This is a genomic window from Streptomyces sp. NPDC093221 (genome assembly GCF_044753885.1).
In the GTDB taxonomy this organism is placed as follows: Bacteria; Actinomycetota; Actinomycetes; order Streptomycetales; family Streptomycetaceae; genus Actinacidiphila.
This window is the reverse complement of record NZ_JBIVOA010000009.1, coordinates 321,698-336,740: the sequence shown is the minus strand read 5'-3', so window position 1 is coordinate 336,740 and position 15,043 is coordinate 321,698. Positions and strand designations below refer to the sequence as shown.

Sequence of the window (15,043 nt, the reverse complement as noted above, 5' to 3'; positions counted from 1 at the left end):
TGAACATTACGCCTGATGCGTGGTGCTGAAACGAGGTTCGACCGCTCCGTTTCGATCTTTTTCGGAGGGGCTCCGGAGGTTTGGCGGCGTCAGGATTCGGCCGGTGCACAGCAGGACGAGCATCGCGACCGCGCCGCCCGCGCCCGCGACCCCGAATCCGGCGGCCGTTCCGCCGTGTTGGGCGGCGACTCCGGCGGCGGCCGTGCCGAGCGCCGCGCCGACCCCGGCGGAGGTCACCACCCAGGAGAACGCCTCGGTGACGGTGCCGGCCGGGGCGTGTCGGTCGACCACGAGGAAGCCGCAGGCCAGCGCCGGTGCGAGGAAGAGTCCGGCGAGCGCGGCCAGGGGCAGCATCCAGGGCAGGCCCGGCACCAGCGCCAGCGGCGGATAGCAGAGGGCGAGGCCGACCGAGAGCAGCCGCAGGCGGCGCTCGGGCACGCCGGACCAGACGCGGGCGCCGTAGGTGAGGCCGCCGACGAGGGCGCCCGCGCCGTTGGCGGCCAGGACGTACGCGGCGACCGGGCCGCCGCCGTGCGCGTCGCCGTAGGCCACGGCGGCCAGCGAGACGGCGCCGAGGGCGATGCCGACGAAGAAGAAGGCGCCGAGCAGGACGGCGAGGCCCGGTGAGCGCAGCGCGCCGAGCCAGTGGGCCTCGTGCGGGACGGCCCGCCACTGCCGGGAGGGGCGGGAGGTCACCACGACGAGGGTGCCCGCGACGCCGAGCGCGCCGGTGACGATCAGGGCGACGGCCTGCGAGGCGGCCGAGACGATGACGGTCACCAGCAGCGGCCCGAGGGTGAACAGCACCTCCTGCGCGGCGGCGTCCAGCGCGTACGCCTTCTGCACCCGCTCCTCGTCGCCTAGCACGGAGGCCCACAGGGCCCGCAGGCCGCCCTCCAGCGGCGGTGTGGCGACCCCGGCCAGGACGACGGCGGCGACGGCCAGCGGCAGCGGGTCGGGGCCGACGGCCGCGAGCAGTCCGAAGCCCGCCGCGGCCAGCAGCGCGGCGGCGGTCATCACCCGCGGCTGGCCGCGCCGGTCGACGGCCCGGCCGAGCAGCGGCTGCCCGATGGCGACGGCGGCGCCGTAGATCGCGGACAGGGTGCCCGCGAGGCCGTATCCGGCGCCCTCGGAGCGCGCGAAGAGCACGATGGCGAGCGCCGCCATGGCGTTGGGCAGCCGTCCGAGGAGGGTCCCGCCGAGCAGCCGTGCGGCGTGCCGTGTACGCAGCAGGTCCCCGTATCCCGCGGTCCGCCCAGCCATCCCGGCCCCTCTCCCCCGGCGGTCCCCGGTGCCTCGCCGCCGTGACCGGCGGGTCACGGGCCGCGACCCGCACCGCGACCCGAAGGCCGCGACCGCTCGCGTGTTACGTATAACGTCTACGGTCATACGTACCATGTCGGCAGTCGGCGGGTCCACCCGCAGGAGCGAACGGGAAGGGTGCGGAAGGTTGACGGGGAGTACGCGGCCGACCTCTCGTGACGTCGCGCGGGCGGCCGGAGTGTCGCAGGCGACGGTCTCGCTCGTGCTCGGCGGGAAGTGGCACGGCCGGGTGTCGGAGCGGACGGCGCACGCCGTGCGGGACGCGGCGGGGCGGCTCGGCTACCGGCCGAATCTCGCCGCCCGCAATCTGCGGCTCGGCCGCACCCGGACGGCCCTGATGGTGGTGCCCGCGCTCACCAACGAGTACTTCGCCCGCGTCTATACGGGGGCGGCGCTGGTCGCCGCCGAGCACGGCTTCGGCGTGGTGCTCTACCCGTCACCCGACGGCGTCGGACCGGCCCGCGACCCCTTCGGCTCCGCCCGGGCGGCCATCGACGGGGTCATCGCCTCCTCGATGGCCGCGGACGCCCTGACCGGCATCGGCGGCGGTGAACTGCCGCTGGTGATGCTGGACAGCGGTCCGGCGGCGCCGGGCGGTCCCCCCACGGTCGACCTGGCGGTCGGCGACGGATTCCGGCAGGTGGTGCGCCACCTCGTCGCGCTCGGGCACCGGCGGATCGCCCATGTCGCGGCCGACATCGACAGCTGGACGTTCCACGAGCGCACGCGGACGGTCGCGGCCGAGCTGGCCGCGGTTCCCGGAGCGGAACTCACCTCCGAGCGCTGCTCCCTGGACGTGGACGCCGGTCGCTCCGCCGCCCTGCGCGCTCTGCGCGGGCCGGGCCCCCGGCCCACCGCCCTGCTGTGCGACGACGACATCCTGGCCGCGGGGGCGTGCAAGGCCGCCAGGAGCCTGGGGCTCCGGGTGCCCGCGGACCTGTCCGTCACCGGCTTCGACGATCTGGCGTTGGCCACCGCGCTCGATCCCGAGCTGACCAGCGTGCGGCTGCCCGCCGAGGCGGTCGGGGACCGCGGTATGACCGCGCTGCTCAGCCTTCTCGACGGGGGCTCCGTCGGGCCGGTGGAACTCCCCGTCGAACTCGTCGTCCGCGGCTCCTCGGCCCCGCCGCCGGCCTGATCCCTCGCCAGGTCACCGCCCGCCCCCCGCGGGGGGGGGCGGGCCGCGCGCCTGCGGGGCGCTACTCCTCCTCGTCCGAGGGGTCGTCCGTGGTGGCCGTCGAGGCGGACTCGGTCTCCAGCAGGCGGGAGAGCTGGCGGCCGAGGATGCGCTTGAACTTGCGCTGCTGGGGGCGGGTGCGGTCGAGGACGGCGACCTCCAACTGCTCGGCGGTGAGCTGACGGTCGCTGCCGTTGTTGTCGCGGCCGAGGGATTCGACGGCCAGCGCCAGCGCCTCGGCGAGCGTCATGCCGTCGCGGTGCCGCTGGTCGAGGTAGCTGCCGATCTGGTCGGAGTTGCCGCCGACCGCGACCGCGCCGTGCTCGTCGACGATCGACCCGTCGTGCGGCAGCCGGTAGATCTGGTCGTCCTCGGGGGCCGAGCCGACCTCCGCGACGATCAGCTCGACCTCGTAGGGCTTCTCCCCCACGCTGGAGAAGATGGTGCCCAGGGTCTGCGCGTAGACGTTGGCCAGCCCACGGGCCGTCACGTCCTCGCGGTCGTAGGTGTATCCGCGCAGATCGGCGTAGCGCACGCCGCCGATCCGCAGATTCTCGAACTCGTTGTACTTGCCGACCGCCGCGAAGGCGATCCGGTCGTAGATCTCGCTGACCTTGTGGAGTGCGCGGGACGGGTTCTCGGCGACGAAGACGATGCCGTCGGTGTACTGGAGCACGACGACGCTGCGGCCACGCGCGATGCCCTTGCGGGCGTACTCGGCGCGGTCGGCCATGGCCTGCTGAGGTGAAACGTAAAAGGGCGTGGACACCGGCTAACCGTGCCTTTCTGCTGTCGGCTCTGAGGGATGCGTCGCTTGACCGGTTCTCAACTGACCGGCTCTCAGAGCACTTCGGCCCGCGGGCCGTCGGGGTGCTCCAGACGTCCGTCCAGCACGGCGCGGGCGATCTCGGAGACCTCGGCCTCGCTGAGCCTGCGGAAGCCCTCTTCGGTGATCACCGCGACGATCGGGTAGATCCGCCGGGTGATGTCGGGGCCGCCGGTGGCCGAGTCGTCGTCCGCGGCGTCGTAGAGCGCCTGGATGACGGCGGTGGCCAACTGACGCTCGGTGAGGTCGCTGCGGTAGAGCTTCTTCAGCGAGCTGCGGGCGTAGACCGAGCCGGAGCCGGTCGCGGTGAAGCCCACGTCCTCGCTGCGGCCGCCCGTCACGTCGTACGAGAAGATGCGGCCCTTCTCGCGCTCGGTGTCGTATCCGGCGAAGAGCGGGACGACGGCCAGCCCTTGGAGCGCCATGCCGAGGTTGCCGCGGATCATGGTGGACAGCCGGTTGGCCTTGCCCTCCAGGGACAGCGTCGCCCCTTCGATCTTCTCGTAGTGCTCCAGCTCCAGTTGGAAGAGCTTGACCATCTCCACCGCGAGGCCCGCGGTGCCCGCGATGCCGACCGCCGAGAACTCGTCGGCGGGGAAGACCTTCTCGATGTCGCGCTGGGCGATGACATTGCCCATCGTGGCCCGCCGGTCACCGGCGAGGATGACCCCGCCGCTGAAGGTGGCGGCCACGATGGTGGTGCCGTGCGGGAGTTCGACGGCGCCCTTGACCGGCGGGAGCGACCGGTTGCCCGGCAGCAGCTCCGGCGAGTGGTCGCCCAGGAAGTCCAGGAAGGAGGAGGATCCCGGCGTCAGGAACGCCGCCGGGAGCCGTCCGGTGCCATACGTGCCGGCTGCCACCTACTCGCCGCCCTTCTGCACGAAGGAACGCACGAAGTCCTCGGCGTTCTCCTCGAGTACGTCGTCGATCTCGTCCAGCACCGAGTCCACGTCGTCGGAGAGCTTCTCCTGGCGCTCCTTGAGGTCGTCGGCCGCCTGGGCGTCCTGCTGGACCTCCTCGACCTCCTCCGTGGAACGCGTCGCCTTCTGCTGTCCGCCGTCGGTGTCCTTGGTAGCCATGTCCCTCACCCCGCTATTCCGTGCGCTCGGTTGACTGCCTACAAGATCAGACCCTACAAGCAGGGCCCGACATCAGCGCTCGATTACGTCAACGTACGAGTGCCACTGGGTTGTTTCCCGGTTCTGGACCGTTTCAGCCGCGGATCAGCCGCCGGAAAGGATCCGTACCAGGTCCTCCGCCGTGCGACAGCGGTCCAGCAGCTCCTTCACGTGCTTGCGGGTGCCCCGCAGCGGCTCCAGCGTGGGAACCCGCTGGAGCGAGTCCCGGCCGGGCAGATCGAAGATCACCGAGTCCCAGGAGGCGGCGGCGACGTCGTCCGCGTACTGTTCGAGACAGCGCCCGCGGAAGTACGCCCTGGTGTCCTCGGGCGGCTTGGTGGCGGCCCTGACGACATCGGGCTCGTCCAGCAGCCGCCGCATGCGGCCGCGCTCCACCAGCCGGTTGTAGAGGCCCTTGTCGGGGCGTACGTCGGCGTACTGGAGGTCGACCAGGTGCAGCCTGGCGGCGTCCCAGCCCAGGTTGTCGCGGCGCCGGTAGCCCTCCAGCAGCTCGCGCTTGGCGATCCAGTCCAGCTCGCCCGACAGGCTCATCGGGTCGTTCTCCAGCCGGTTGAGCACGTCCTCCCAGCGGGCCAGCACATCGCGGGTCTGCGGGTCCGCGTCGACGCCGTAGCGCTCCTCGACGTATTTGCGGGCCAGCTCGAAATACTCCATCTGGAGCTGTACCGCGGTCAGCGTCCGGCCGTTACGCAGTGTGACGAGCTGTCGCAGTGCGGGGTCGTGGGAGACCTCGTGCAGGGTGCGGACCGGTTGGTCGACGGCCAGGTCCACCTTGATGAAGGAGTCCTCGATCATGGAGAGCACCAGCGCGGTGGTGCCCAGCTTGAGGTAGGTCGAGATCTCGGAGAGGTTCGCGTCGCCGATGATCACATGGAGCCTGCGGTACTTCTCGGCGTCGGAGTGCGGTTCGTCGCGGGTGTTGATGATCGGGCGCTTGAGGGTGGTCTCCAGGCCCACCTCGACCTCGAAGTAGTCGGCGCGCTGGCTGATCTGGAAGCCGTCCTCACGGCCGTCCTGGCCGATGCCGACCCGGCCCGCGCCGGTCACGACCTGGCGGGAGACGAAGAAGGGCGTCAGGTGCCGCACGATGTCCGAGAACGGGGTCTCCCGCTTCATCAGGTAGTTCTCGTGCGTGCCGTAGGACGCGCCCTTGTTGTCGGTGTTGTTCTTGTAGAGGTGGATCGGCTGCGCGCCGGGGAGCTGCGCCGCCCGCAGCGCCGCCTCGGCCATGATGCGCTCGCCCGCCTTGTCCCACAGCACCGCGTCCCGCGGATTGGTGATCTCGGGCGAGGAGTACTCGGGGTGCGCGTGGTCGACGTACAGCCGCGCGCCATTGGTGAGGATCACATTGGCCAGGCCGATGTCCTCGTCGGTGAGCTGCGTGGAGTCGGCCGAGTCCCGGGCGAGGTCGAAGCCCCGGGCGTCCCGCAGCGGGTTCTCCTCCTCGAAATCCCAGCGGGCCCGCCTGGCCCGGTGCATCGCCGCCGCGTAGGCGTTGACGATCTGGGACGAGGTGAGCATGGCATTGGCGTTGGGGTGGCCGGGGACCGAGATGCCGTACTCCGTCTCGATGCCCATTACTCGCCGTACGGTCATGCGGCCCTCCTTGCCCGGCTCCGGCCCGTGCTGAGCCGGAAACACACCGGCTGCGGGTACCCGCTGTGGGGACCCGCAGCCGGAGGGTAGTGCTTACAGATACTGTCCCGTGTTCGCCACGGTGTCGATGGAGCGTCCGGTGTCCGCGCCCTGCTTTCCGGTCACCAGGGTGCGGATGAAGACGATCCGCTCGCCCTTCTTGCCGGAGATACGGGCCCAGTCGTCGGGGTTGGTGGTATTGGGCAGGTCCTCGTTCTCCTTGAACTCGTCCACACAGGCGGCGAGCAGGTGGGAAACGCGCAGGCCGCGCTGGTCGTGGTCGAGGAAGTCCTTGATCGCCATCTTCTTGGCCCGGTCGACGATGTTCTGGATCATCGCTCCGGAGTTGAAGTCCTTGAAGTAGAGGACTTCCTTGTCCCCGTTGGCGTAGGTGACCTCCAGGAAGCGGTTCTCCTCCGTCTCGGAGTACATCCGCTCGACCACCGACTGGATCATGGCGTCCACGGTGCCCGCCTTGGATCCGCCGTGCTCCGAGAGGTCCTCGGTGTGCAGCGGCAGGGTGTCGACCAGGTACTTCGAGAAGATGTCCTTGGCCGCTTCGGCGTCGGGACGCTCGATCTTGATCTTCACGTCCAGGCGGCCGGGCCGCAGGATCGCGGGGTCGATCATGTCCTCACGGTTGGACGCGCCGATGACGATGACGTTCTCCAGGCCCTCCACACCGTCGATCTCGGCGAGGAGCTGCGGGACGATGGTGTTCTCCACGTCCGAGCTGACACCGGATCCGCGGGTGCGGAAGAGGGATTCCATCTCGTCGAAGAAGACGATGACGGGGGTGCCCTCGCTCGCCTTCTCCCGCGCACGCTGGAAGACCAGGCGGATCTGCCGCTCGGTCTCGCCGACGTACTTGTTCAGCAGCTCGGGACCCTTGATGTTGAGGAAGTAGCTCTTGCCCTGCGGCTGCCCGGTGACCTCGGCGACCTTCTTCGCCAGCGAGTTGGCGACCGCCTTCGCGATGAGGGTCTTTCCGCAGCCGGGAGGGCCGTAGAGCAGCACGCCCTTGGGCGGGCGCAGTTCGTACTCCTTGAAGAGTTCGGCGTGCAGGTAGGGCAGCTCCACCGCGTCGCGGATCTGCTCGATCTGGCCGCCGAGTCCGCCGATCTGGCGGTAGTCGATGTCGGGCACCTCTTCGAGGACGAGCTCTTCGACCTCGCTCTTGGGGACCCGTTCGTAGACATAGCCGGAGCGCGGTTCCAGCAGCAGGGCGTCGCCGGTCCGCAGGGCGCCGTCGAGGAGAGGTTCGGCGAGCCGTACCACCCGCTCCTCGTCGGTGTGTCCGATCACCAGGGCGCGCTCGCCGTCCTCCAGGACCTCCTTGAGGGTGACGATGTCGCCGACGCGCTCGAACTCCATCGCCTCGACCACATTGAGCGCTTCGTTGAGCATCAGCTCCTGTCCGCGCCTGAGGTCTTCGAGGTCGACGGCCGGGCTGACGTTCACCCGGAGCTTGCGCCCGCCGGTGAAGATGTCGGCCGTGCCATCGTCATTCGCCTGAAGGAATACGCCGAAGCCGGCAGGTGGCTGCGCGAGCCGGTCGACTTCCTCCTTGAGGGCCACGATCTGGTCGCGGGCCTCCCGGAGGGTGTTCGCCAGCCGTTCGTTCTGCGCGGACACACCTGCCAGGTTGGTCTGCAGCTCGACGATCCGCTCCTCGAGAATCCTCGTGTGCCGCGGAGAATCGGCGAGCTTGCGTCGCAGGACGGCGATCTCCTGCTCAAGAAAGGCGACCTGGCTCATGGGGTCTTCCGAACCACGAGCGGGTCGGCCGCCACGGTTGTAGTCGTCGTCGTGGGCCGCCACGGTCCTCACCTCCTCCAAGGGGAGCTGGACGTTTCCAGACCCTACCTGGGCCGGTAGGGGTGTAAACCCCTAGATCAAAAAGACGATCGCGGTGTGTCCGATCTTCACCCTTGCGTACGTCCCTCCGCCAGTGAGATACCCACCGAGACCCGCCGATCACCATCGGAAAGCCGCCGGTTGTATCGTCGATCCGGTCAACACCCTGCGAAGGCTGTTGCTTCCTGATGGTGTTGCTGATGAGTTTCCGATGCTTCCTGAACGACGAACGGCAGGCGAGGGTTTCCGTGGGCAACGAGACGGCCGAAGCACTCGAGGTCTGGATCGACCAGGACCTCTGCACCGGTGACGGGATCTGCGTGCAGTACGCGCCCGAGATTTTCGAGCTGGACATCGACGGGCTGGCCTATGTGAAGGGTCCGGCTCCGGAGGGTGAGGAAGCCGAGCTGCTCCAGACACCTGGTGCCACCGTACCCGTACCGCTGCCGCTGTTGCGGGATGTGGTGGACTCGGCCAAGGAGTGCCCGGGCGACTGCATTCACGTGCGGCGCGCGGCGGACCGGGTCGAGGTGTACGGCCCGGACGCCGACTGAGCCGGACGGGCGGCCGGGGGCGGGCGCCGGGCCCGTGCGGCCGGACGGCCGCCCGCGGTCAGATGCTGTTGTTCGCCGGGCCGGGCAGCGCCACGTAGCGGCCGTCGCGCCACTCCCAGGAGTAGTCCCGCTTCAGGTCGGGGCAGCAGCGCGGCGTGGTGTCGCTCGAATAGCCGAGCACGGTGGCCCGTACGGTGCGGCCCTGGAGCCGGAAACCGGTGACGGACCGCTTGTCGGCGGGCCTGACCAGGGTCTCGGCGATCGTCGGACGCCCGCCCGCGGTGGCGGGCGCGGCGAGGACGAAGACGCCGCTGGGCGGGGTGCCGGTGTCGGTCCGGCAGCGCACCACGACGACCGTCTCGGGTCGCCCGTCGCCGTCCAGGTCGCCGGACACGTGGTTCAGGACCTCCACCGGGGCGCCCGCGCAGTCCAGCGGGTACGTGACCGCCTGGGGGTCCGGCGCGGCCACCGGGGTGGCGGGCGCCTTGGCGCCGCCCGATGAGGCGTCCGCGGGCTGTACGAGGGCCCCCGCGGCCACGATGGCGCCGAGCGCGGCGGCCGTGGTGATCCAGTGCACCGTGCGGGTGCGGGTGTGCGGGAGGGCCGGGCCTGCGGACGGCTGCACTCGCCTGTCTCCTGGGGTCGAACGGCGGGGGTGGCCAGCATGGTGCCATACGTCACACCAGGGGGGAACGGCGGGGCGGCAGTTGCCCGTGGTACCGCGCGTGCGGTTCGGGGAAAGGCCCATGGACCCGGAGAATCGGACCGCGAAAAAGCCGCCGCCGGTGCCCATCGGAGGGCAAACCGGCGGCGGCCGGGTGAAGTTGGCCGAAACGGCGCTGTTGACCGGGTGGCGCTACGAGGCGGCGTCGGCCGGGGCGGAGCCGCCGCTCGCGCTGCCGGGTCCGGTGTAGTCCTCGCCGTAGGCGCCCTTGGCGGGCCTGCGGCGGCGCAGCGGGGGCTCCACGCCGTCCGCGAGGCGGCGGGCGGTGAGCAGGAAGCCGGTGTGTCCGATCATCCGGTGGTCCGGGCGGACGGCCAGTCCCTCGACGTGCCAGGTGCGGACCATGGTCTCCCAGGCCGCGGGCTCGTTGAAGGTGCCGTGCTCGCGGATGGCCTCCACGGTACGGGCGAGCTGCGTGGTGGTGGCCACGTACGCGCACAGGATGCCGCCGGGGACCAGGGCCTTGGCGACCGGCTCCAGGCACTCCCAGGGCGCCAGCATGTCCAGGATGACCCGGTCCACGTCGGTGTCCGAGAGGTGGTCCTGGAGGTCGCCGACGGTGAGCTGCCAGGCGGGGTGCGGGCCGCCGAAGTAGCGCTCCACGTTCTGGGTGGCGATCTCGGCGAAGTCGGCGCGGCGCTCGTAGCTGTGCAGCATGCCGTGGTCGCCGATCGCCCGCAGCAGGAAGCTGCTCAGCGAGCCGGAGCCCACGCCCGCCTCGACGACCCGGGCGCCGGCGAAGATGTCGGCCATCGCCAGGATCTGCCCCGCGTCCTTGGGGTAGACCACGGCGGCGCCGCGGGGCATGGACAGGACGTAGTCGGGGAGCAGGGGGCGCAGCGCGAGGTAGGCGACGTTTCCCGTGGTTCGGACAACACTGCCCTCGGGAGCACCGATCAGCTCGTCGTGCGGGAAAGCGCCCTTGTGGGTGTGGAACTGCTTTCCGGCTTCGAGCGTGAAGGTGTAGTGGCGTCCCTTGGGGTCGGTGAGCTGGACCTGGTCCCCGACTTTGAAGGGCCCGCGTCGGCGGGCGGCACCGGTCGGTTCGGACATAAGACCACCCTACCGGCTGTTTTACGGCCGCCTGTTCACGCGGCTTCCGGCCGCCCGTTCACCAGGGCCGCCGACGTGGCCCGATCACGCGTCGGCCTGTTCACGCGTCGGGCCGGGACATCGCCGAGAGGAAGGCGCGTTCGACGTCCACGGTGGACAGGACGCCGTAGATCTCGCCGGTGGGCTCGACCACCAGGTACTCCGTGGAGGGGGCGGCCCGCAGGGCGTCGAGCAGCTCCTCGCCCGACAGCTCGGCCGAGACGCGCATGCCGGGGGTGAGGTCCTGGGCGAGGCCGCTGACGGCGACCCAGGGGCGGCGGTGCTCGGGGATGTTGACGATCGCGGACTCGCGGACCAGCGCGGTCGCGGCTCCCGCGCCGTCCACCACGACCAGGGCGCGCGCTCCCGCCTCGTTGGCCCGGCGCAGCGCCTCGGACAGCGGGGTGTCGGAGGCGACGGGCACGGCCCTGCGGGTGAGGGTGCGGGCGCGCAGTCCCGGCAGCCGCTCGCGCAGCCTGGCCATGCGCAGGCTGTTGCCCGCGCCGGTCCAGATGATGGCGGCCAGGATCGCGGCGAGCAGGGCGTCGGTGAGCGAGTCCGCGCCGCTGCCGTCGCCGTTGTTGCGCAGGCCGCCCGCGTACGACAGCAGGGGCAGGCCGATCAGTACGGCGATGGCCAGGCCCCGGCCGACCCAGGCGGCGGCGACGGTGCCGGTCATCGGCTTGCCGCTGATCTTCCAGACCACGGCGCGCAGCATCCGGCCGCCGTCCAGCGGCAGGCCGGGCAGGAAGTTGAAGATGGCCACGATCAGATTGCTGACCATGAGTCCGGCGAGCAGCACTCCGGGGACGGTGCCGGACTCCACGAACTGCATGCCGCCGAAGAAGACCCCGGCCAGGACCAGCGAGAGCAGCGGGCCGACGAAGGCGAGCACGAATTCGCGGCCCGGTGTCTCCGACTCCTTCTCGATCTCGGAGACGCCGCCGAAGAACTGGAGCTGGATCCGCCGTACGGGGAGCCGGAAGCGGAGCGCGGCGACGGTGTGGGCCAGTTCGTGGATGAGCACGGAGGCGTAGAAGGCGACCGCGAAGAAGAGCGAGACCAGGTAGCGGATGCGGCCCAGCTCGGGCAGCACGGTTTCCAGCTGGCCGCCGAAGACCCAGGTGATCAGGGCGGCGACCAGGAACCAGCTCGGGGCGACGTAGATCGGGACACCGTAGAAGCGGCCCATGAGGATGCCGCCTCCGGGCTCGCGCGGCGGCTTGTCGCTGCCGCCGTCCCGGCCCGGGATGTTGGTGTTCTTGGACGGCGGCCGGCCGCTCTCGCTCACTGGTTCCCCTCGTTCGGATACGGACCCTGAGTCGATCATGCGGGACGACGGGCTCCGCAGCCATGCTATTGCCCCGCTGTTCCGGGCGGGACACCCGCACTGTCGGTGGCAGGCCGTAGGGTCGTCTGCCATGGGCACCAGCACCGAGAGCATCCCGCCGCGACCTCCGTCGTCGCTGTCCCCGTCGCGCGCGGCGGACTTCATGCGCTGCCCGCTGCTGTACCGGCTGCGGGTGATCGACCGGCTGCCCGAGCAGCCGAGCGAGGCCGCCACCCGGGGCACCGTGGTGCACGCCGTGCTCGAACGGCTCTTCGACGCCCCTGCCGCCGAGCGTACGGCCGAGCGGGCCCGGGCGATGGTGCCGGGCGAGTGGCGGAAGCTGCTGGCGGCCCGCCCCGAGCTGGCGTCGCTGTTCCGGGCGGCGGACGACGCGGTGGACGCGGGGGCGCTGGCGCAGTGGCTGGAGAGCGCCGAGCGGCTGGTGGACCGCTGGTTCACCCTGGAGGACCCGACGCGTCTGGAGCCCGCCGAGCGCGAGCTGTACGTGGAGACGGTGCTGGAGTCCGGGCTGACGCTGCGCGGATACGTGGACCGGCTGGACGTGGCACCGGCCAGCGGCGACCTGCGGGTGGTGGATTACAAGACGGGCAAGGCGCCGCGCCCGGAGTACGCGGACGAGCCGCTGTTCCAGATGAAGTTCTACGCGCTGGTGCTGTGGCGGCTGCGCGGTGTGGTGCCGCGTCGCCTCCAGCTCGTCTACCTGGGCAGCGGGGACGTGCTGACGTACGACCCGACCGAGGGCGATCTGCGGGCCACCGAGCGCAAGTTGCAGGCCCTGTGGGAGGCGATCAGGGAGGCGACGGCCAGCGGGGACTGGCGCCCGCGCCGTACGCCGCTGTGCGGCTGGTGCGACCACCAGGCGTTCTGTCCCGAGTTCGGGGGGACTCCCCCGCCCTATCCCCTGGCGGAAATAGCGGGTGCGCTGCCTCTCGTGGGCGAGAATGGCCCGATCTAGCGAAGGCGAAGGAGAACCCGTGGCTATTCGCGTCCTGCTGGTGGACGATCAGCCCCTGTTGCGTACCGGTTTCCGGATGATCCTGGAGGCCGAGGGCGATCTCGTCGTGGTCGGCGAGGCCGGGGACGGCCAGCAGGCCCTGGACCAGGTGCGGGCGTTGCAGCCCGATGTGGTCCTGATGGACATCCGGATGCCCCGGATGGACGGGGTGGAGGCGACCCGGCAGATCACCGGGCCCGACCGGTCGGGCCCGGCCAAGGTGCTGGTGCTGACCACCTTCGACCTCGACGAGTACGTGGTGGAGGCGCTGCGGGCGGGGGCCAGCGGTTTTCTGCTCAAGGACGCGCCCGCCGCCGAGCTGGTGCAGGCGATCCGGGTGGTCGCGGCCGGTGAGGCGATGCTCGCGCCGAGCATCACGCGGCGGCTGCTGGACAAGTACGCGGGCCGGCTGCCGTCCGGTGAGGACGCGGTGCCGCAGCCGCTGCACTCGCTGACCGAGCGCGAGGTCGAGGTGCTGAAGCTGGTGGCCCGGGGGTTGTCGAACGCGGAGATCGCCGCCGAGCTGTTCGTCAGCGAGACGACCGTCAAGACCCATGTCGGCCATGTGCTGACCAAGCTGGCGCTGCGCGACCGCGTCCAGGCGGCGGTCTACGCGTACGAGAGCGGGCTGGTGCGCCCCGGCGCGGGCTGACGTCCCCCGCGGGCGCACGGCATGCGCGAAGCGGCCGGCCGCGGTCCCTGAGGTTCGGGACCGCGGCCGGCCGCTTTCGTCGTCGCGCCGTCACCGGACGGCCGGTCTCCGGGTCAGCCGGAGACGCCGCGGCCCAGCTCCCAGAACTGCGTGGTGGTCGAGGAGTTGAGCGCCCACTCGACACCGGTGATGTCGGGGCGCGACGCGATGTACTGCTTGCCCTGCCACAGCGGCAGCATCGGCACGTCCTGCGCGATGAGGTTCTGCGCGGTCGCGAAGTCGGCGCTGGCGGTGGACCGTTCGGCCTGCTTGCGGGTGGCGGGCAGGATCTGGTCCTGGATCTGCTTGTTCTTGTACGGCAGGTTCAGGAAGTTGTCCTTGTCGAAGAACGGCGCGATGTAGTTGTCGGGGTCCGGGAAGTCCGGGAGCCAACTGATCGCGAAGATCTGGTAGGCGCGGGAGGACGCCTTGGACAGGAAGGCGTTCCACTGCTCGCTCTTGGCCGTGACGGTGAACAGGCCGCTGGCGTTGAGCTGCCGGGCGATCTCCTCGGCCTCCGGCTGGTTCATCGTGCCGCCGGTGTCACGGCGGTAGTTGATGGTCAGCTCGACCTTGTCGTCGATGCCCGCGTGGTGCAGCAGCGACTTGGCGTTGCTGACGCTCGGCACCTGGTACTTGTTGAAGAACGAGTTGATGTGACCGGTGATGCCCTGCGGCACGACCGAGTACAGCGGCTCGGCGGTGCGCTTGTAGACGTCACGGGTGATCGCCTGGCGGTCCAGGACCCATGCCATGGCCTGCCGGACCGCGACGTCCTTGAGGTTCGGCGAGTCGGTGTTGAGGAACAGGTAGCGCGCCTCGCCGCCGGGGGCCTCGGTCAGCTTCACGTTCGGGTCGGTGCTCTGGAGCAGGTTGTTGATCTGGTCCGGGTTCAGCGTGCGCGACATCACGTCGATGCTGCCGGCCTTGAGCGCCGCCTCCATCTTCTTGGAGTCGGCGAACAGCTTCAGGTCGACCTTGCTGTTGTTGAGCTTGAGGATGCCGCCGTAGTGCGAGTTCTTGGAGAACACGCCCTGCTTGGCCTGGACGAAGGAGTCCAGTGTGTACGGTCCCGAGCCGACCAGCTTGAAGCCGGTGTACGGCTTGTCCATCTCGTAGACCCGGCTGTCGACGATCGCGGCGGCCGGGGTGGCGAGCTTGGCCGGGAAGGTGGCGTCGGCGGCCTTCAGGTGGAAGATCACGGTCTTGGAGTCGGGCGCCTCGACGGACTTCACGTCCGATATGAGGGACGCCGGGCCGACCTTGTAGTTGATCTTCTGCATGCGCTCGATGGAGAACTTGACGTCCTCCGCCGTGAGGTCGTGGCCGTTGGAGAACTTCTGGCCGTCGCGCATCGTGCAGGTGTACGTGAGCCCGGACGTGTCGTTGTAGTGGCACTCCTTCGCCGCGTCCGGGGTCGGGGTGGTGCTACCGCGCGGGTAGGTGAGCAGCATCTGGAACGTGTTGTAGAAGATGTTCCAGGTCGCGCTGTCGTAGGAGGTCGCCGGGTCGAGGGGGGCCGGGTTGTCCTTGGTCAGCTCGATACTGTCCGTGGTGCCGACGACGATGGCTTTGCCGCTGTCGCCGCTCCCCCCGCCGGTACCGCCGCACCCAGCGATCAGGGGTGTCATGACGCCCAGCAGGGCGGGCAGCACCAGAAGCTTGCGGTTCATCGTCGTC

14 protein-coding genes are annotated in these 15,043 nt (G+C 70.4%); 4 read left to right on the top strand and 10 right to left on the bottom strand.

What is annotated here, in order from left to right; translation table 11 throughout:
• Positions 1-6: 6 nt before the first annotated feature.
• The gene (locus ACIQCJ_RS29665) at positions 7-1,263 is read right to left on the bottom strand and encodes an MFS transporter (protein WP_355332988.1); all 1,257 of its coding nucleotides are present in this window, start codon (positions 1,261-1,263) and stop codon (positions 7-9) included.
• A gap of 133 nt (positions 1,264-1,396) precedes the next feature.
• Here ACIQCJ_RS29665 and ACIQCJ_RS29660 point away from each other — a divergent pair, with 133 nt between their 5' ends.
• Positions 1,397-2,461: a LacI family DNA-binding transcriptional regulator gene (locus ACIQCJ_RS29660; RefSeq protein WP_402713061.1), complete on the top strand. Its 1,065-nt coding sequence runs from the start codon at positions 1,397-1,399 to the stop codon at positions 2,459-2,461.
• A gap of 61 nt (positions 2,462-2,522) precedes the next feature.
• Here ACIQCJ_RS29660 and prcA read toward each other — a convergent pair whose 3' ends face one another.
• From prcA to arc, 5 genes are all read right to left on the bottom strand, one after another.
• Positions 2,523-3,269, bottom strand: a complete 747-nt coding sequence (gene prcA / locus ACIQCJ_RS29655; protein WP_188282987.1) for a proteasome subunit alpha — start codon at positions 3,267-3,269, stop codon at positions 2,523-2,525.
• Between the two features lie 71 nt (positions 3,270-3,340).
• Positions 3,341-4,186, bottom strand: coding sequence for a proteasome subunit beta (prcB, locus tag ACIQCJ_RS29650; RefSeq protein WP_355332993.1), 846 nt, complete (start codon positions 4,184-4,186; stop codon positions 3,341-3,343).
• The gene (locus ACIQCJ_RS29645; protein ID WP_188282985.1) at positions 4,187-4,405 is read right to left on the bottom strand and encodes a ubiquitin-like protein Pup; all 219 of its coding nucleotides are present in this window, start codon (positions 4,403-4,405) and stop codon (positions 4,187-4,189) included. It abuts the gene before it with no gap.
• 144 nt (positions 4,406-4,549) lie between these two features.
• Positions 4,550-6,061, bottom strand: a complete 1,512-nt coding sequence (gene dop / locus ACIQCJ_RS29640) for a depupylase/deamidase Dop (protein ID WP_355332996.1) — start codon at positions 6,059-6,061, stop codon at positions 4,550-4,552.
• A gap of 93 nt (positions 6,062-6,154) precedes the next feature.
• Positions 6,155-7,921 (bottom strand): proteasome ATPase, encoded by a 1,767-nt coding sequence (gene arc / locus ACIQCJ_RS29635; RefSeq protein WP_355332999.1) that lies wholly within the window; start codon positions 7,919-7,921, stop codon positions 6,155-6,157.
• A 236-nt stretch (positions 7,922-8,157) separates the two neighbouring features.
• Here arc and ACIQCJ_RS29630 point away from each other — a divergent pair, with 236 nt between their 5' ends.
• The gene (locus ACIQCJ_RS29630; protein WP_355333001.1) at positions 8,158-8,511 is read left to right on the top strand and encodes a ferredoxin; all 354 of its coding nucleotides are present in this window, start codon (positions 8,158-8,160) and stop codon (positions 8,509-8,511) included.
• Positions 8,512-8,569: 58 nt separating this feature from the next.
• On the opposite strand, the gene ACIQCJ_RS29625 is transcribed toward ACIQCJ_RS29630, so the two are convergent.
• The 3 genes from ACIQCJ_RS29625 to ACIQCJ_RS29615 all read right to left on the bottom strand — a co-directional run bounded on the left by ACIQCJ_RS29625 (position 8,570) and on the right by ACIQCJ_RS29615 (position 11,657).
• Entirely contained in the window at positions 8,570-9,136 is a 567-nt protein-coding gene (locus tag ACIQCJ_RS29625; RefSeq protein WP_401721147.1) for a hypothetical protein, read from the bottom strand.
• 231 nt (positions 9,137-9,367) lie between these two features.
• Positions 9,368-10,288 carry a tRNA (adenine-N1)-methyltransferase gene (locus ACIQCJ_RS29620; protein ID WP_355333006.1) on the bottom strand — a complete coding sequence of 307 codons (921 nt, stop codon included), beginning with the start codon at positions 10,286-10,288 and terminating at the stop codon, positions 9,368-9,370.
• A gap of 100 nt (positions 10,289-10,388) precedes the next feature.
• A complete protein-coding gene (locus tag ACIQCJ_RS29615; RefSeq protein ID WP_391161052.1) occupies positions 10,389-11,657 on the bottom strand; it encodes a site-2 protease family protein in 1,269 nt (422 codons plus the stop codon).
• Between the two features lie 91 nt (positions 11,658-11,748).
• Between ACIQCJ_RS29615 and ACIQCJ_RS29610 the strand changes: the two genes are divergently transcribed.
• Positions 11,749-12,633 carry a PD-(D/E)XK nuclease family protein gene (locus ACIQCJ_RS29610; RefSeq protein ID WP_355333010.1) on the top strand — a complete coding sequence of 295 codons (885 nt, stop codon included), beginning with the start codon at positions 11,749-11,751 and terminating at the stop codon, positions 12,631-12,633.
• A gap of 19 nt (positions 12,634-12,652) precedes the next feature.
• Positions 12,653-13,324, top strand: coding sequence for a response regulator (locus ACIQCJ_RS29605; protein WP_188282977.1), 672 nt, complete (start codon positions 12,653-12,655; stop codon positions 13,322-13,324).
• 113 nt (positions 13,325-13,437) lie between these two features.
• Here ACIQCJ_RS29605 and ACIQCJ_RS29600 read toward each other — a convergent pair whose 3' ends face one another.
• A complete protein-coding gene (locus tag ACIQCJ_RS29600) occupies positions 13,438-15,036 on the bottom strand; it encodes an ABC transporter substrate-binding protein (protein WP_355333012.1) in 1,599 nt (532 codons plus the stop codon).
• Positions 15,037-15,043: the final 7 nt, after the last annotated feature.